Source organism: Pseudarthrobacter sp. CCNWLW207 (assembly GCF_037203945.1).
GTDB lineage: Bacteria > Actinomycetota > Actinomycetes > Actinomycetales > Micrococcaceae > Arthrobacter.
Map to the genome: position 1 here is coordinate 17,169 of NZ_JBBCBS010000010.1, position 17,931 is coordinate 35,099.

Sequence of the window (17,931 nt, forward strand, 5' to 3'; positions counted from 1 at the left end):
GTGTTTTCTGCGCTTCCCGGCCGACTGGACAGGCTCCCGTATGCTGGTGGAAGGGTGATTTTGACCGCGCAGTTGCGAACGTCTGCTGCAGCGTTGCCCATAACAGTTACGAGGCCCCGGCTCCATGACCACCACCCTCTCAACGCCGGAGCGCCCCAAATCGCGCGTCCGGCAGCCCAACGCCGTTGTCCTGAGCTATTCGGAACTGCTCAAGAGCGTCAAGGCCGCAGGCCTGCTGGAACGCCGTGTGGGTTTCTACATCACACTCTTTTCCACCCTGGTGCTCCTGATGACCGCCACCTGGTTCGGTTTCGCGCTGATAGGTGACAGCTGGTTCCAGCTCCTCATCGCCGCCGCAGTCGGCATTATCTGCACCCAGCTGAGCTTCCTGGCCCACGAGGCCGGCCACCGCCAAATCTTCGCGTCCCGCCGCGCGAACGACTGGACCGCCCGGATCCTGGCCACCTCGGTGGCAGGCATGAGCTATTCATGGTGGGAGCAGAAGCACGGCGCTCACCACAACCATCCGAACGTGATCTCCAAGGATCCCGACATTGCCACCGGCGCGATCGCCTTCCACCACGAAGCCGCAGCCACGCGCCAGGGCCGGTTTTCCTTCCTGACCCGCAAGCAGGGCTGGTTCTTTTTCCCGCTGCTGTTCCTGGTGGGCCTGGGGCTCCAGATCGATTCCGTCAGGTTCGTCTTCCGCCGGGCCAAGGTGACGCACCGCTGGGTGGAGCTGCCTATCCTGCTCGTCCGCCTGGGCATCCTGCCCGTCCTGGCCTTCACCTTCTTGCCGCTGGGAATGGCCTTCGCCTTCATCGCCGTCCAGCTCGCCGTCTTCGGCTTCTACATGGGCGCCTCCTTTGCGCCCAACCACAAAGGCATGCCCGTCATTCCGGCGGACAGCCGTGTTGACTTCTTCAGCCGGCAGGTCCTGACGTCACGGAACATCTCCGGCGGCCGGTTCATGGACATCCTGCTCGGCGGGCTGAACCGCCAGGCTGAGCACCACTTGTTCCCCGACATGGCGCGGCCCCAGCTGGACAAGGCCGCCAGAATCGTCCGGGAGTACTGCCAAAAGCACCAGGTTCCGTACACCGAAACCACGCTTCTGCAGTCCTACGGCATTATTGTCCGCTATCTCAACGACGTCGGACTTTCCGCCGGCCGGCACTTTGAGTGCCCCATGGCCACGGTCACCCGGCGCTACTGAACAACTCCGGCGAAACTCGGCCGGCCCCCAGCTTGACCCGAAGTGACGGCCCTGACCGGCCGTCACTTCGTCGTTCGCTCAGGTTTCCCTAGGATGGTTCCAGGATCCGGGGCGAGGAAATCCCAGCCCCGGGGAAGGAGATACATGACGCACGCCATCGTTGCCCGCGAGCCCGGAGGGCCCGAAGTACTGGAACTGGCAGAGGTCGAGCGCCCCGTCCCCGGCCCCGGCCAACTGCTCATCAAGGTGGCGGCAGCGGGCGTCAACTTCATTGAGACCTACCAACGCGGCGGCATGTACCAGGTCCCCTTTCCCTTCACCCCCGGCTCGGAAGCGGCGGGAACGGTTGAGGAGGTGGGCGACGGCGTCCAGAACTTCACCGTCGGCAGCAGGGTGGCTACGGCCGAAGGCACCAAATGCTACGCCGGCTACGCCGTACTCGATGCTGTCAAGGCCCTGCCGGTGCCGGATGGCGTCGATGACCTCACGGCTGCTGCCCTGCCGCTCCAAGGCATGACTGCCCACTACCTGATCAATTCTTCCTTCAGGGTGGAACCGGGCCACACCGTGCTGACGCACGCTGGTGCCGGCGGCGTAGGCCTGCTGCTGACCCAACTGCTGAAGGAAAGGGGCGCCCGCGTCATCACCACCGTCTCCTCGGACGCCAAGGAAGAACTAGCCCTGGAGGCCGGGGCAGACCATGTACTGAGGTACGAGGGCTTTCCCCACCATGTCCGCGAGCTCACCGGTGGGAAGGGCGTGGACGTGGTGTACGACGGCGTGGGCCGCAACACTTTTGACGGTTCCCTGTCCTGCCTGCGCACACGGGGCACGCTCGTCCTGTTCGGGGCCGCCTCGGGAGCCGTTCCCCCGGTGGATCCGCAGCGCCTCAACGCCGGTGGGTCGCTGACGCTGACCCGGCCGACCCTGGGCCATTTCCTGCTCAACGAACAGGAGCGCCGATGGCGGTCGGGCGAGATCTTCGCCGCCGTGGCAAACGGGAACCTTAAGGTCCGGATCGGCGCCACGTATCCGCTGGCCGACGCCGCGAGGGCTCACGAGGACCTTGAGGGCCGTCGGACCACGGGCAAGGTCATCCTGGTCCCCTGACCCCGTTCAGGAAACGCCCGGCGAATGGAGTGTGGACACCAGACGAACGGCGTCACTTTCCGTTCACCTTGCCAGTGGAGACTGCAGGGGTGACCGAGCTACAAACCAGCGGCCCTGCGCCCGACGGCCTTGCCGAATATCAGCCCCAGCTGCCCGGGTCGGCTGTATCACCCCCGGCGCGGACGTTGGTGGATATCCTGCAGGAAACCGCCAACCGCTATCCGGATGCGTCCGCACTGGATGATGGCCGCCAGTCGCTGAGCTATGCGCAGCTGATGGCGGCCGTACGCTCCGCCGGCCGGGAACTTCACCTGGCGGGGCTCGGTGCCGGTGACAGGATCGGCGTCCGGATTCCGTCCGGAACGAACGGACTGTACGTCTGGATCCTCGCGATCCTGCTCGTTGGCGCCGCCTATGTTCCCGTTGATGCCGACGACCCGGAAGAACGGGCCCGGCTGGTCTTCGGCGAAGCCAAAATCGCCGGCATGATCACCGGTGAGGGCCTGAGCGTGACCAAAGGCAGGGAAGGACCGTTCCCCGCGGCACGGCTTGCCACGCCCGACGACGACGCCTGGGTCATCTTCACGTCGGGCTCCACCGGAACTCCAAAGGGCGTCGCAGTGCAGCACAGGTCGGCGGCTGCCTTCGTCGATGCCGAGGCAAGGATCTTCCTTCCTGCGGACCCGATCGGGCCGCAGGACAGGGTGCTGGCAGGGCTGTCCGTGGCCTTTGACGCCTCGTGCGAGGAGATGTGGCTCGCGTGGCGGCACGGGGCCTGCCTGGTCCCGGCCCCGCGTGCCTTGGTCCGCACTGGCATGGACCTCGGTCCCTGGCTCATCAGCCACGGCATCACGGTAGTGTCCACCGTCCCCACCCTTGCGGCGCTTTGGCCCGCAGAATCGCTGGAGAATGTCCGGCTGCTGATTTTTGGCGGCGAGGCGTGCCCGCCGGAACTTGCAGAGCGGCTCGCAGTGGAAGGCCGCGAGGTCTGGAACACCTATGGACCCACAGAGGCCACGGTGGTGGCCTGTGCGGCCGAATTGGGTGGGCCCGGGCCGGTACGGATCGGCTTGCCGCTGGACGGCTGGGACCTAGCCGTGGTGGACGGCGACGGTGTGCCGGTGGCCGAGGGCGCCGTCGGTGAGCTCATCATCGGAGGGGTGGGACTGGCCCGCTACCTGGATCCAGCCAAGGACGCGGAAAAGTACGCTCCGATGCCCACCCTGGGCTGGCAACGCGCTTACCGCTCCGGTGACCTCGTCCGCTACGAAGCCGCCGGGCTTGTCTTCATGGGCCGGGCCGACGAACAGGTAAAACTTGGCGGCCGCCGGATCGAACTCGGAGAAATCGATGCCGCGCTGCAGGCCCTGCCGGGCGTCGCAGGCGCAGCAGCCGCCGTGCAAACGACGGCGGCTGGGAACCAGGTCCTGGTGGGGTACCTCGCGCCCGCAGGAGAAGATGAGCCCGACCTCGCCGCCGCACGCAGACTGCTGGCAGCCAGCCTCCCCGCTGCACTGATCCCCCTGTTGACCGTCGTGACATCGCTGCCCACTAAAACCAGCGGAAAGGTGGACCGGCACTCACTCCCGTGGCCCCTCGCCGGATCCGGCGCTGCGGAAAGTGACAGCGCCCCACTGAACCTGCCGGATGACGCCGCCTGGATCGTCGAACAGTGGACCAACGTACTCGGCAGCCCGGCGGCAAGCCTGGACGCCGACTTCTTCGCACACGGCGGAGGCTCCCTGGCCGCCGCCCAGCTGGTCTCCGCCCTTCGGCTCCGCTATCCCACCGTCACGGTCGCCGACATCTACGCCACCCCTCGGGTCGGCGCGTTGATCGACACTGCCCGGCAATCCCTGCCGGACGGTGTCAACGCAGGACCTGCCAAGGAACGCACTGTCCGCCCGACGGCCCGCAAGTCCCAGGTCTTCCAAACGCTGATGGGTGTCCCCCTGCACATTTTGGTGGGCATGCGCTGGCTGACTTACCTCATGGCTGGAAACAACGTCCTCGCCGGCCTGGCCGGTTTCGCCGCCGCACCCACGGTGTCATGGTGGTGGGTCGGGGCATCGTGGCTGGTCTTCGTGAGTCCCCTTGGCCGAATGGGCCTCTCCATCGCCGCGGCCCGATTGCTGCTCCGCAACGTAGGCCCGGGAACTTACCCCCGCTCCGGGAAGGTGCACCTGAGGCTCTGGCTGGCCGAACAGATCCAGGACTTGGCTGGCGCCGTCAGCCTTGCCAGCGCGCCGTGGGTGCCCTACTACGCCAGGGCCCTCGGAGCGAAAATCGGCAGCAATGTGCACCTGCACTCCCTGCCGCCGGTGACCGGCCTGCTGTCCTTGGGCAGCGGAGCGAACATCGAGCCCGAGGTTGACCTTTCCGGGTGGTGGATTGACGGCGACCACGTCCGGATCGGAGCGGTCCACGTGGGCGCCGGGGCAACGGTGGGCGCGCGCAGCACGCTGATGCCCGGTGCCAGCATCGGTGCCGGCGGCCAGGTCGAAGCAGGTTCGGCAGTGCTCGGCAAAGTGAAGGCCGGACAGGTGGTGGCAGGTTCACCGGCCCGCCGCCGCGGCAAGGCCAAAAACGACTGGCCCGAAACGCCAGCCAGCAGCCGGCTGATGGGCCGTCTGTGGTTCGCCGCCTTCGCCTCCGCATCCGCCGTCCTCGCCATGATCCCCTACGTGTCCGCGGCTGCAGCTGCCGCGGTCATCTTCCTTTTTGTCCAGGGCAGCAGTTCCCTGTCCGCAGCGTGGCCGCAGCTCCTCGCATCCCTGCCGCTGGCCGCACTGGCCTGGTTCAGCGCCAATCTCCTGCTGATCCTGGGCACTACCCGGCTGCTGGGAACCGGACTGAAGGAAGGCTATTACCGGGTGCGGAGCCGGATCGGCTGGCAGGTCTGGGCCACCGAACGGGTCCTGGACCTGGCCCGGGACCTCCTTTTCCCCATTTACGCCAGCCTTTTCACACCTGTCTGGCTGCGGCTGCTCGGGGCCCGCATCGGCAAGAACGTGGAGGCGTCCACCGTGCTGCTCCTGCCCAAGATGACCACCGTTGGTGAAGGAGCATTCCTGGCCGACGACACCATGGTGGCGTCGTACGAACTTGGCGGCGGCTGGCTCAGGATCGCACCCGCGAAAATCGGCAAGCGTTCCTTCCTGGGGAACTCCGGCATGACGGCAGCCGGCCGGAATGTCCCGAAGAACTCCCTTGTAGCCGTCCTGTCCGCCACCCCCTCCAAGGCAAAATCCGGGACCTCATGGCTGGGCAGTCCTCCTGTGAGGCTGCGCCGCACGGCCATCGCCTCAGACAGTACGTTGACGTTCCAGCCGCCGATTCGGCTGAAAGTGGCCCGGGCCCTCTGGGAGCTGTGCCGCTTTGTTCCAGTGGTCCTGACGGTGGGACTCGCCGCGGGCGTGTTGTTGGCTTTCGATTGGCTGGCCACCAACCTTGGCTACGGCGTTGCGGCGGCACTGGGCGGGTTCGTCATGCTGCTGGCAGGCGCCCTGGCGGCTGGCAGCGCCGTAGTGGCCAAGTGGCTGCTGGTGGGCCGGATCCAGGCCGGAGAACATCCCCTCTGGAGTTCCTTTATCTGGCGCAATGAAGTGGTGGATACCTTTATCGAAATGGTCAGCGCCCCATGGTTTGCCCGGGCGGCGAGCGGAACGCCGGCGCTGGTGTGGTGGCTCCGCGGACTGGGGGCCAGGATAGGTTCCGGGACCTGGTGTGAGAGCTATTGGCTGCCGGAAGCGGACCTCGTAACCCTGGGCGCCAACTCCACGGTCAACCGCGGCTGCGTGGTCCAAACCCACCTGTTCCATGACCGGATCATGAGCATCGACACTGTTACGCTCGAGGAGGGAGCCACCATGGGCCCGCACGGCGTCATCCTCCCACAGGCACGGATCGGCAAAGGCGGAACCGTGGGTCCGGCATCGCTGGTGATGCGCGGGGAGACCGTTCCCGCCGGGACGTACTGGATGGGCAATCCTGTCAGTCCCTGGCAGGGTCCCGATGTTCCCGTACCCCGCCTGAAGTAAGTACCCGCTAGTCCGCCACCGTTGCAAATTGAGGCCCGTCCCCATGAGTTTCACAGAACCAGCAAGCTCCGAAGCCGCCGTGGGAACGGCCGAGGCCGGCTTGCGGTCCGACCGCTATATGCCGGGCCATGGCACCAATGCCTACAGCGTTTCGCGGTATGAACTGGACCTGGATTACCGGCTGTCTGCCAACCGGCTCAACGGCCGGGCCGTCCTCCACGCCACAGCCGCACGCCAGGCGTCCGCCGTCGTCCTGGACTTTGTGGGCCTCCGGGCCACCAAGGTGCAGTTCAACGGGCGCCGGGTCCGGCGTTTTGTCCAGCGCGCCGAACAACTGGTGGTGCATCTCGAGGCCGATCTCGCCCCGGGAGACACCTTCCTGCTGGACATACGCTACGAAGGCAACCCCTCGCCCCGCCGCGGGCTGTGGGGTGAAGTGGGCTGGGAAGAGCTTACCGACGGCGTGCTGGTGGCCGGTCAGCCCAACGGCGCCCCCTCCTGGTTTCCGTGCAATGACCACCCGCGGAACAAGGCAAGCTACCGGATTACCGTAACCACCGATGCCAATTACCGTGCCGTCTGCAACGGCCGGCTGGTGGGGCACAGCATCAGGGCCAGCCGCGAAACGTGGACCTATGAGCAGGAAGAGCCGATGGCCACGTACCTGGCCACAGTGCAGATCGGCCGGTACGGGTCCCTGATCCTGGACCCCGGGGACACGCCCGGCGGTGTGCTGCAGTCGGCGGCTGTTCCGGCAGGCCTGGCCAGCACGGCCCTGCAGGGGCTGCGCCTGCAGCCGGAGATGATGCGCACGTTTGTCAATTGCTTTGGGCCCTACCCGTTCGCCGAGTACACAGTTGTGGTTGCCGACGATGTCCTGGAGATCCCGCTGGAGGCCCAGACCCTGTCCATCCTGGGGCGGAACCACCTCAGCCCGGACTGGGATTCCCAGCGCCTGATCGCCCATGAGCTCTCACATCAGTGGTTCGGGAATTCGCTGACCGCCAGCGGGTGGAGCGACATCTGGCTGCATGAGGGTTTTGCCTGCTACGCGGAGTGGATCTGGTCAGAAGCCGCCGGCCTGATGACCGCAGGCGACCGGGCGGCAGCCGCCTGGCGCAGGCTCTCCTCCGCGGGCCAGGACCTGGTGATCGGGGATCCCGGTCCGGAGCTGATGTTCGATGACCGCGTCTACAAGCGGGGGGCCCTGGCATTGCACGCACTGCGGCTGCGGTGCGGTGACCTGGCTTTCTTTGCGCTACTGCAGGAATGGACCCGGACCCACCAGCACGGTTCGGTGTCCACCGCGGAGTTCATCCTGATGGCGGACCGGGTAGCGGGCCTCGACTCCGAGACGCTGCTGCACCCTTGGCTGTTTGAGGAGGCCCTGCCGCCGCTGCCCATGCGCGGGCGGCACGCCTCCGGCTAGCGGAACGGCCCGACTACCCGTCGAGGGCAACAGCGGCAACAAATGCCCCGGGCAAGCCTGTGTCCGCCGGGTCGAGGTCTGTGATCCCGGGTTTGTCGAGAACGTCGACGGCGCCCGGGTCCGCCCGGAGTCCTTCGCCGGTCATTTTGAGCCAGGCCTCTTTCCGGGCCCAGAGCCGGGCACGTTCACGCAGCAGTCCCGGCCCGGACGGATTTCCGACGGCGCGCCGTTCAGCGGCGCTGAGCGCCACGGCGTCGAAACCGTCAAAGTCCAGCCGCGAGGGATCTTCGGCATCCACACCCAGCCGCATACCGGCAACTCGTGCCGGCAGCCCTGCCAGGAGGATCCACTGTTGCGTCCGCGCCATGCTCAGCAGCAGCGGCAACGGCTCTCCCCTGTAGGTGTAGCCAGGCCTGCCGTGGGCTAGGTCGGGTCCGGAGCCGCAGCGAAGACAGGAATATCGCACCTCAAGATCACCCGCCTGCAGTTCCAGCAGGTCCGCGGCGAAACGGCGCAGGGCCACCCGGCCCGCGACAAAGCGTGTCCGTGCACGGGGCTCCAGGGACGCCGCCCGGGCGGCCTCCACGGGTTCGAGCAGCTGCGCGTCTGAGTCCGGACCGTCCGCGTGGGGGCCGCGGAGATCCACGGCCTGCAGGACGAGCCCGGACTCCACGTCAGTCAGCTAGCGCTGGACGGCACCGAAGCGCTCGGCGGCCAGGGCCACCGCGCTTTCGCGTGCGGCCGACGCCTCGTCGGCCGTCAGCGTGCGGTCCGTCGCACGGAAACGCAGGCCGAAGGCCAGCGACTTCTTGCCTTCCTCAATGCCCTTCCCGACGTAGACGTCGAACAGCGCGACATCCTCCAGCAACTCCCCGGCTCCCTCCCGGAGCGCCTCAAGGACGTGGTCCGCCGGAATGTCCCTAGGCACTACCAGCGCCACATCCTGGGTAGCCACGGGGAACGTGGAGATATGGCGGGCCACAATGACGTCGGCTGCGGCTTCGAAGAGGGCGTCGGCGTTGAATTCCAGCGCCACCGAGCGGGCCGGCATGTCATGCGCGGCAAGAAGCTTCGGGTGCAGCTCGCCGGCGTAACCCACCACTTCGCCGGTCCGCAGCGAAAGCTGCGCGGCACGGCCGGGGTGGAACGCCTGGTGCGCACCCTGGCTGACCACGATTTCGACGCCCAGGACGTCCCCGGCAAGCCGGGCGATGTCCAGCGCGTCCGACCAGTCCCACATGCGGGGGGTGTGGCCCGCAGCCGCCGGTGAATCGTGGCCCGTCAGGACCGCGGCGACGTACAGCGGCTGGTCCGGCACGCCGTCGTACAGTGCATCCAGCACCTCGTCGGCAGGCTTGACGCCCAGCGGCGGGATGGAGGCAGTACCCACGGTGTCGCCGGGCAGGAAAACGAGGCCCGACTCAAAGAGCGCCAGGTCCCGGAAGCCGCGGGAGTGGTTCCGCTTGGCAACCTCAATGAGCCCGGGAAGGATGGAGGTCCGCAGGTAGCCCTGTTCCTCGCTGATCGGGTTGGCCAGCTTAACCGCGCTGCGGTCGGCGCCCTGTTCCGCGACGCCGAACGTGTCGTTGGCGGCCTTGGAGACAAACGGGTAGGCCAGCACTTCGGTCAGACCGGCATCGGCCAATGCCTGGATGAGTCGACGGCGCTGCTGCTGCACACGGGTCAGCCCTCGTCCCGGAGGTGCCACCGGAAGGGTGGCGGGGATGTTGTCGTACCCCACCAGCCGGGCGATTTCCTCGGAGAGGTCCTCTTTGGTTTCCAGGTCGTTGCGCCAGCTGGGGGCGGTAACGGTCCATCCGCCGTCGGCCTTTTCGACTACTGCACCAAGATCCACCAGCGAGGTGGTGATCTGCTCTTCGGTGAAGTCGATGCCGATCCGCTGGGCGGGGAACGCCGCAGGCAAGGCGATGGTCACCGCGTCCGGCGCGGTCCCGACGTCGGTCCCGGCCTCGTCGGCGACGCCGCCGGCAAGTTCCACGAGCAGGTCAACAACACGCTGGGCGGCAATGCCGGCAACCTGCCAGTCCACGCCGCGTTCGAAGCGCTTGGACGCTTCGGACGGCAGCTTATGGCGGCGGCGCGAGCGTCCAATGGACACCTCGTCGAAGTGTGCCGCTTCAACCAGGACGTTCGACGTCGAATCGCTCACCTCGGTGGCGGCGCCGCCCATCACGCCGGCGATGCCGATCGCGCCGGAACCATCGGTGATGAGGAGGTCCTCGACGTCGAGCGTGCGCTCTTTATCGTCCAGGGTGGTGATCTTCTCCCCCGCCACCGCACGGCGCACCACGATGTCGCCGGAAAGCTTGTCCAGGTCGTAGCAGTGCGTGGGCTGGCCGAGCTCCAGCATGACGTAATTGGAGATGTCCACAGGCAGCGAGATGGACCGGATGCCAGCCAGCCGCAACCGGGAGGTCATCCACGGGGGCGTGGGCCTGGTGGCGTCGACGCCACGGACAGTCCGGGCCACGAAGCGGTCACAGCCGGGCTTGCCGTAGATGGGAGCGTCGTCGTTGAGCTTGACGCCGTAGCCGCCGGAGAGCTCGGCCGGTGCCTGGACCTTGGAGGCCGGGTCCGTGAAGGAGGTTCCGGTGGCGTGCGCGTATTCACGGGCTACACCGCGGATGGAGAACGCGTAACCACGGTCCGGGGTCACGTTGATCTCGGCCGCCTCGTCGTAGAGGCCCAGCAGGTCCATCGCGTCGGTGCCGATTTCGGGATCCAGTCCGATCCGGGACAGGACCAGAATGCCGTCGTGGTCCTCGCCGATGCCCAGCTCCCGGACAGAGGCGATCATTCCGGCGGACAGGTGGCCGTACGTCTTCCGGGCGGAGATGCGGAAGTCTCCCGGCAGGACGGCGCCGGGGAGCGTGACCACCACTTTGTCGCCCTCCACGAAGTTGTGGGCGCCGCAGATGATCCCCTGCACGCCGGACGGATCGATACCCTCGCCGGACAGGGATTGCTCCTGCCCTTCGGGGACCACGCGGACCTGGCACCAGTTGATGGTCTTGCCGTTCGTCTGGGGTTCCTTGACGATGCTCAGGACCTGGCCCACCACAATGGGACCCTGCAGGGTGTCCGTGGGCCGATGGACTTCTTCTTCTTCAAAGCCGACCTTGACCAGTTCGGCCATGACGTCTTCGGCCGTTGCTCCGGCCGGTACCGCTGCGAATTCCCGCAGCCAGGAAAGTGGGATACGCACTGTTAGATCTCCATCCCGAAGTGCTCGCTGAAACGTACATCGCCTTCGATCATGTCGCGCATGTCGCCCACTTCGTTGCGGAACATCAGTGTGCGCTCGATGCCCATGCCAAAGGCAAAACCTGAATAGGCGTCCGGGTCGATGCCGGCGGCCCGGAGGACGTTCGGGTTGACCATGCCGCAGCCGCCCCATTCGATCCACCGTGGGCCGCCCTTGGCGCCAGGGTGCCAGATGTCCAGTTCGGCTGAGGGCTCGGTAAAGGGAAAGTAGTTGGGGCGCAGCCGGATCTGGGCTTCGTCGCCAAACATCTGCCGGGCGAAGTGCTCCAACGTTCCGCGGAGGTCAGCCATGCTGAGGTTCTTATCGATGGCCAGGCCCTCGAACTGATGGAACACCGGGGTGTGGGTGGCATCGAGTTCATCGGTCCGGAACACCTTGCCCGGACACAGCACGTAGATGGGTACGTCGCGCTCCAGCATGGAGCGGACCTGCACCGGGGAGGTGTGGGTGCGCATCAGCAGGTGGGCCTCGGGAGGCTCCACAAAGAACGTGTCCTGCATTTCACGCGCCGGGTGGTCCGGCTTGAAGTTCAACGCGTCGAAGTTGAACCACTCGGATTCCACCTCGGGGCCTTCGGCAATTTCCCAACCCATGCCCACGAAGATGTCCGCCACGCGGTCCTGCAGCGTGGACAGCGGGTGCCGGGCTCCGGCCCGACGACGGCGCGGCGCGGCGGTGACATCAACTGTTTCTTCCAGCAGGATCCGCGCGTCGTTTTCGGCTTCCAGCTCGGCCGTGCGGTCCGCGAGCGCTTTGTTCACCCGGCCCCGGGAAGAACCCATCAGTTTGCCGGCCACGGCTTTCTGGTCCTTCGGCAGAGCACCGATTTCCCGGTTGGCCAGGCTGAGCGGTGACTTCTCTCCAGTGTGGGCAAGCCTCACCGCCTTGAGTTCGTCGAGGGAGCCGGCGCCGGCAATGGCGGCGATGGCCTGGTCTACAGCGGCAGTGATGGCGGCTTCATCCGTAGGGTTCGGGATGGCGGCGCCCGGCAAAGTTTCAGTCATCTACTGTTCTTAGCTACGAGTCGGGGCTGACGTATTTCCTCAATGACCAGGGCAGCCCCACACGGTTTCCCGGCAGCGCGTCCGTCACTGGCAGGCCACGAAAGTGAATCCATGCGGCATGAATGCACTCAATGGCCAGGTCAGGACCGCCAGAACATTACCCGTGGGAGTTCTGCCGGCGGCCACTATCCTCCAGTCTAATTGAAGGCTCCGGCTACCATGGCCTCATGACACTGCGGCGGCGCCTGGCAGGAGCACGGCCATTGACGGCAGGCCAGCGGGCGCGGCAAATCGCCAACCTTGCCAACGGCACCACGCTGCTGGGGCTCGGTATTGCCCGGGCTGCGGGAACCGCCATCACCCAAGGTCCACGGGGACTGGTCATAGCTGCCGGTTATCGGTGGAGGCTGCCGCACGCAGGGGCTTTCGCCGTGGGGAATGTGATCATCTGCCGCACCTCCGCTGAACGGCTGGCCTCCAACGCGGCACTTCTGGGCCATGAGGAAAAGCATTGCAGCCAGTACGCCTGCTGCCTGGGATTACCCTTCCTTCCGCTATATTTCCTGGCCGCCGGCTGGTCGCAGTTCCGGACTGGAAATCCGGGGTCGGCGAACTTCTTCGAAAAGCTGGCCGGCCTGGAGGCCGGCGGCTACGTTGACATCAGGACACCTAGGCCGGCTCCGCACAGTGCCGGTGGAATCGAGGTTTGACCATGGCCGGTGCGAAGACCAGGACCATCACCGTGACGGGAACAGGATCGGCCGAGGCGCCCCCTGACCTGCTGACGATTTCCGTCGGCGTCGAGTGCCGGCGGGACAGCGTGGGTGCTGCCTACGCGGCTGCAGGCACGGCGTCCGCCGCTGTCTCCGGTGTACTCCGGCAGTACGGCGTTGGCGACGCGGACATCCGGACGTCCGGGCTGAACGTCCGGCCGGAGCTGATTTGGCGCGACGGGGAGGGCCAGAAAGTGGCCGGTTATGTGGCGTCGAGCATGCTCACGGTCCGCCTCCGGCAGATGGGCGCTGCCTCCACGGTCATCGCGGACGTGGTTGAGGCCGGCGGCGACGACGTCCGCCTCAACGGCCTGGAGCTCGGCTTCACGGATGAATCCGCTGTGATGTCACGTGCCAGGGAAGCTGCGTGGCAGGATGCCGCGGCTGCGGCCGAACAGTTTGCATCCCTCGCTTCAGCCAGGCTTGGCGCGGTGGTGTCCGTTGCCGAGCACCCCCTCTCATCCGGCCCGGTTCCTGTGGCCAGGCTCGAGCGGGCCGTAGCCACGGACGCCATCAGTGTGGAGGCCGGCCATTCGAGCGTCGGCGCCAGCGTCACCGTGGTGTGGGAACTGCAGGCCTGAAGGCAGTCCGGGACTGCACTGGCTCTCGGCGTCAGGAAGCCGTAAGGAGCCAGTGCAGTTGGCAGATATGGTCAGACTCCGCTGAGTTCCTCCAATGACGCTTCCTTCGCCACTGGCTCTTTGGACCGGATCATTCCAACAGCGACAGCGCTGATAAGTACTACGGCACCGACGGCGAGGTATAGCTGCACGGCGGACCACGACGCGTCGAGGAGGGCGCCTGTGATCAGCGGGGCAAGGATGGCCCCGATACGTCCGACGCCGATACCCCAGCCGACGCCTGTGCTGCGGGCGGACGCGGGGTAGAGGGAAGGAGCAAGTGTGTAGAGTCCGGCGATGCAGCCGTTGATCAGCACACCCACCAGTATGCCTGCGCCAAAAGCGAGCATGAGCACAGAAGCGGCCGAAATAAAGACGACCATCATGATGGCCGAGAGAACGGTAAAGACCACAAGGACAATTTTGCTGTTCCACCGGGTGGCTATCACGCCGTACAGGAGGGCTCCGAAAATTCCGCCCAAGGTGAGCATCAACCCGCCGGTGATGCCTTGGCTCTCGGTCATGCCGGCGCTGACCAGGAGACGGGGAGTCCAGCTGTTGACGAAGTAGAAGCCGAACATTGTGGCGAAGAAGGCCAACCAGAGCAGCAGCGTGGAACGCCGGTTGGCGGGCGACATGAGGTCGGAGACGGGATTTGACTTCTTCCTGGCCGGGGCAGGAACGTCCTGCAGGACGGCGAGTTCGGGGTGGCCCGTTTTGCGTGCAATTCGATTGAGCCGGTCCAGGACGTTGCGGGGCCTCTTGGTCACGAGGAAGTCGACAGACTCAGGGAGCACGAACAGCAGCAATACCAGGATGCTGAGCGTGCTGATACCGCCGAAAACAAAGACGGAACGCCAGCCGTACTGGCTCTGGAGGTAGACGGCGACGGCACCTCCGAGAGTTGCGCCGACGCCGTAGCCGGCCGTATAGATCCCAATGCTCAGACCCCGGCGCTGCTTAGAGGAGTATTCGCTGGCGATGACGTTGGTACAGGCCAGGATACAACCCACGCCCAGGCCCGTCAGAAAGCGCCAGATGCCCAACTGCAGCATGTCTGCGGCCGTGGCTGCCAGCACCATGCCCAGGCCGGCCACTCCGACGGCAGCCAGAATCATCGGCCGCCGTCCGATGACGTCAGCGATGGGGGCGAGGCAGAGGGATCCAATGGCCATGCCTACGAGGCCCGCGCTCAAGAGGACACCCAGTTCGGAGCCCGTAAGGCCAAATTCCTTGGTGACACCGTTGGCCGTGAAAGCCATTGCCAGGACGTCGAAGCCGTCCAGGGCGTTGAGCAGCACGCACATCCCGATGATCAACCATTGGTATGGCGACATCCGGGACCTGTCGATACGTTCGCGAAGATCCATCTTGTATTCCTTGGAGTCAGGAGTTCCCTAGTGGGAGCTGGTTCTGTTGTGGGCGGCGGAGATGTCCGCAACCCGTTTGAGTCGATGCACGAAGTGCCGAAGCAGGCGCGATCAGGAGACGTCGATCGTGACGACCGCCAATGACGCGGAGGCTGCAGCGTCCTCCCGGTAGCCCGTGGCAGAGGTGACGGCGCGCGAGACACAGCAGCACATTTTGCGGGCAGCATGTTGCTGGCGTTCGCTGTAGAAGACGTCACGATGATCCACGACGCCCTTCAAATCCAGAATGCGAACCTCACAAAGTCCGCATTCGCCCTTGCGGCAGTCGAACATCATGTCCACTCCGGCGTCCTCCAGCGCCTCGAGCATGGAGCGGCCCTGCCCCACTTTCGCCTCAACTCCCAGCCGCGGAATACGGACCAGGAACTCCTCGGGGTCGTACCACCCGGAGTTGCCAAAGGTTTCGTAGCGCAGATTCGGCATGTTGAGTTCCCGCTCGGCCCAAGCCCGGCGCACAGCATCCATCAGCCGGATGGGCCCGCACATGTACAGTTCTGTTTCCATATCGAGGCCGGCAACCATGGCTGTGACGTCCAGGCTGCCACCGTCGTCGTCAACGTGGATCTGCAACCGGTCCCCGTGGAGATCCCGCAAATCCTGCAGGTAGGCCATCGCGGGTACCGTCCGGCCGGCGTAGACCAGGGTGTAGTCGGCTTTGACGTTTCGAAGCACCGTGGCCATCTGCATAACGGCCGTAATCCCAATTCCCCCGGCCAGGAGGACGTATCGCTTGGCCCCGACGCGCAGTGGAAAATTCTGCAGCGGTTGGGTGATTCGAAGTGTGTCGCCGGGCTTCAGCGCGTGCATGAAGATGGATCCGCCTCGCGAAACGGGGGTCTTGAAGACGCTTATGGCCAATCTCTTCCCGCCATCAATGGATTCAACGACCGAGTAGGAGCGCTTCTCCGTCGCCCCGTTGATCATCACGCTGAGATCGATGTGCGATCCGGGCTCTGCATGCTTCGGCTCGGCCGGTTCCAGCTCAATCCGGCGGATGCCTGTGGCCACGTCCAAGACAGCCACGACCGTCGCCGACTGCCAGATTTCGTTGTTGGTTGCTGCCATGGTGTTTCCCCTTGAAGTCCGTGGTTGCTCAGAGTGCCGCCACCATGCGGCCCTCTGCCTGGAGCATCCGTTCAATCATCCTGCGGACCCACATGCCGCCAGCGTCGATATTCAGATTGTAGAACTCGAAATCCGGGTTGGCGTCAATGGCAGCCTGCTGAGCGGCCAGCATTGCTTCATCCTCACCGAACACGCCATGCACGGCGTTGCGAAGCTGCGTGGTGATGAGCTGGCTGTCCAGGCAGTAGTTGCGCATGAAGGCCCAGAAGTAGTGGCAGGACTTTGATGTCTCCGGGCTGATGGTGTTCATGACATAACCGTTGACGCCCTGGCTGCGGTCGCCATCCGGGGCGCCTGTGCCGGCCTTGGCAACGCCGACGTCAATGCGAATGGTCGAGGGCGCTTCAAAGCGAATGATCTGCCAACGGTCCACCTTGCCTTCGAAGCCTGGGAACTTGTCACGCAGGTTCTTGAGCCAGAACGGCGGGGCCTCGATATCGAGCATCCATCGGGAGACGGTTACCGTCCGGTCGTCGTGCGTGACCACAAACTCTGATTCGCTCAGCTCTTCCTGGCCGATGCTGGAGGCGTGGACAAATTCCTCGTGTGTAAGGTCCATCAGGTTGTCCAGGACCAGCTGGTAGTTGCACGGAGCAAAGATCGTCTCCCCATCGCCAGCCCAGTCCGGGCTGTCCATTTGGTGCATATCGGGAACAAGGCCCGGATCCGCTTGGGTTGGGTCGCCCAGCCAGACCCACACAAAACGATGGCGCTCCACTACCGGGAAGGAAGGCACCGTGGCCGAGGGGTTGATGCTCTCCTGGGCCGGCATCGACGTACAGCGGCCCGCCGAGTTATAGCGGATGCCGTGATACGGACACTGGATCTCATCCCTGCCCACCACTTTGCCCATGGAGAGCGGGGCCAGTCTGTGCCAGCAAGCGTCGGCCAGTGCGACGGCCTGGCCGTCCTCCGTCCGGTAGAGGGCCAGGGGGCGGTCGGCGATCCGGCGGGCCAAGGGCTTCCGGGTTACCTGGTGGTCCCAGGCGGCAACGTACCAGGCGTTCAAGGGATAGCCCAGGACTTTGTTGGTGGTGGAACCAGTGGATTGGAGCACAGTCATCTTTGACCTCTTTCGGGGGGGCTGGCAAACATCTGCTGCGGGGTCACATGCTGATGTGGGAGCAGTTCTCTGAGTGCAACTATCTATGTACATAGATGGTGGCTTGGGTCACACACTATCTATAGATATAGTTAGTTGACAAGACCTCGAAAGGAATTCCCCATGAGTCTTCGCTACGCGCTTTTGGCATTGCTCACGGTCGAGCCAATGACCGGTTACGACCTGGCCAAACGGTTCGAGTCCTCCGTTGCTTTCGTCTGGCACGCTCCGGACTCGCAGATCTACCCCGAACTACGGAAGATGGCTAAGGAGGCCCTGCTCGAGGCGGAGGAAATCTCCTGGGGACCCAACGGGAAGAAGACGCAATACCGCATCACGTCCGAAGGCCGCGACGCCTTCCGGCAGTGGATGAACACACCCTTGGAGTACTCCCGCGAGCGCGATCCGGTCCACCTCAAGGCCGCCTACCTGGAGTGGGCCGAGCCAAGCGCGGCCAGGCAGCACATGCAGGCCCATATCGATTACCACACGATGCGGCGGGCTCAGTGGACCGGAATGATCGCAGAGTTGCGCGGAGCCACCAATGAAATGCTGAACAAGAGGTTGGCAGCAACCCCCGAGCAGGACCGTAGACGCACTTTGGAGTACAAGATCTTCACCTATGAGGGGCTGATCGCCAGGGCGGAGACGGAGATCGAATGGGGCAAGCAGGGACTCCGGCTCATCGATTCATTCCCCGCACCTCAGCAGGGGACCTGATTCAGGCTGACTCAACTCTTTTCGGCTCGCCGTACCGCACCCATCCTTGACTTAAGTTCGAACATATCTTCGAATA

At 65.1% G+C, this 17,931-nt stretch carries 13 protein-coding genes; 7 read left to right on the forward strand and 6 right to left on the reverse strand.

What is annotated here, in order from left to right:
• Positions 1-124 precede the first annotated feature (124 nt).
• The 4 genes from V9L17_RS16560 to V9L17_RS16575 all read left to right on the forward strand — a co-directional run bounded on the left by V9L17_RS16560 (position 125) and on the right by V9L17_RS16575 (position 7,795).
• Complete coding sequence (locus V9L17_RS16560; RefSeq protein WP_337347670.1) at positions 125-1,216, forward strand: fatty acid desaturase family protein; 1,092 nt, start codon at positions 125-127, stop codon at positions 1,214-1,216.
• Positions 1,217-1,360: 144 nt separating this feature from the next.
• Entirely contained in the window at positions 1,361-2,326 is a 966-nt protein-coding gene (locus V9L17_RS16565; protein WP_337352200.1) for a quinone oxidoreductase family protein, read from the forward strand.
• 89 nt (positions 2,327-2,415) lie between these two features.
• Entirely contained in the window at positions 2,416-6,366 is a 3,951-nt protein-coding gene (locus V9L17_RS16570; RefSeq protein WP_337352201.1) for a Pls/PosA family non-ribosomal peptide synthetase, read from the forward strand.
• A gap of 43 nt (positions 6,367-6,409) precedes the next feature.
• Positions 6,410-7,795 (forward strand): M1 family metallopeptidase, encoded by a 1,386-nt coding sequence (locus V9L17_RS16575; protein ID WP_337347667.1) that lies wholly within the window; start codon positions 6,410-6,412, stop codon positions 7,793-7,795.
• A gap of 13 nt (positions 7,796-7,808) precedes the next feature.
• Here the strand turns inward: V9L17_RS16575 and V9L17_RS16580 are convergent, their stop codons facing one another.
• The 3 genes from V9L17_RS16580 to pheS are packed head-to-tail and all read right to left on the reverse strand — an operon-like array spanning position 7,809 to position 12,085.
• Positions 7,809-8,468, reverse strand: coding sequence for a 4'-phosphopantetheinyl transferase family protein (locus tag V9L17_RS16580; RefSeq protein WP_337352202.1), 660 nt, complete (start codon positions 8,466-8,468; stop codon positions 7,809-7,811).
• 9 nt (positions 8,469-8,477) lie between these two features.
• Positions 8,478-11,021, reverse strand: a complete 2,544-nt coding sequence (gene pheT / locus V9L17_RS16585; protein WP_337347665.1) for a phenylalanine--tRNA ligase subunit beta — start codon at positions 11,019-11,021, stop codon at positions 8,478-8,480.
• Positions 11,022-11,023: 2 nt separating this feature from the next.
• Positions 11,024-12,085 (reverse strand): phenylalanine--tRNA ligase subunit alpha, encoded by a 1,062-nt coding sequence (pheS, locus tag V9L17_RS16590; protein WP_337347664.1) that lies wholly within the window; start codon positions 12,083-12,085, stop codon positions 11,024-11,026.
• Positions 12,086-12,312: 227 nt separating this feature from the next.
• Between pheS and V9L17_RS16595 the strand changes: the two genes are divergently transcribed.
• Positions 12,313-12,795: a hypothetical protein gene (locus V9L17_RS16595; protein WP_337347663.1), complete on the forward strand. Its 483-nt coding sequence runs from the start codon at positions 12,313-12,315 to the stop codon at positions 12,793-12,795.
• 2 nt (positions 12,796-12,797) lie between these two features.
• Positions 12,798-13,439, forward strand: coding sequence for an SIMPL domain-containing protein (locus V9L17_RS16600; protein ID WP_337347662.1), 642 nt, complete (start codon positions 12,798-12,800; stop codon positions 13,437-13,439).
• Positions 13,440-13,510: 71 nt separating this feature from the next.
• Here the strand turns inward: V9L17_RS16600 and V9L17_RS16605 are convergent, their stop codons facing one another.
• The 3 genes from V9L17_RS16605 to V9L17_RS16615 form a co-directional block, all read right to left on the reverse strand.
• Positions 13,511-14,848, reverse strand: coding sequence for an MFS transporter (locus tag V9L17_RS16605; RefSeq protein WP_337352203.1), 1,338 nt, complete (start codon positions 14,846-14,848; stop codon positions 13,511-13,513).
• Between the two features lie 111 nt (positions 14,849-14,959).
• Entirely contained in the window at positions 14,960-15,973 is a 1,014-nt protein-coding gene (locus tag V9L17_RS16610; protein WP_337352204.1) for a PDR/VanB family oxidoreductase, read from the reverse strand.
• A 28-nt stretch (positions 15,974-16,001) separates the two neighbouring features.
• Positions 16,002-17,096 (reverse strand): aromatic ring-hydroxylating dioxygenase subunit alpha, encoded by a 1,095-nt coding sequence (locus tag V9L17_RS16615; RefSeq protein ID WP_337352205.1) that lies wholly within the window; start codon positions 17,094-17,096, stop codon positions 16,002-16,004.
• 162 nt (positions 17,097-17,258) lie between these two features.
• Here V9L17_RS16615 and V9L17_RS16620 point away from each other — a divergent pair, with 162 nt between their 5' ends.
• A complete protein-coding gene (locus tag V9L17_RS16620) occupies positions 17,259-17,855 on the forward strand; it encodes a PadR family transcriptional regulator (protein ID WP_337352206.1) in 597 nt (198 codons plus the stop codon).
• Positions 17,856-17,931: the final 76 nt, after the last annotated feature.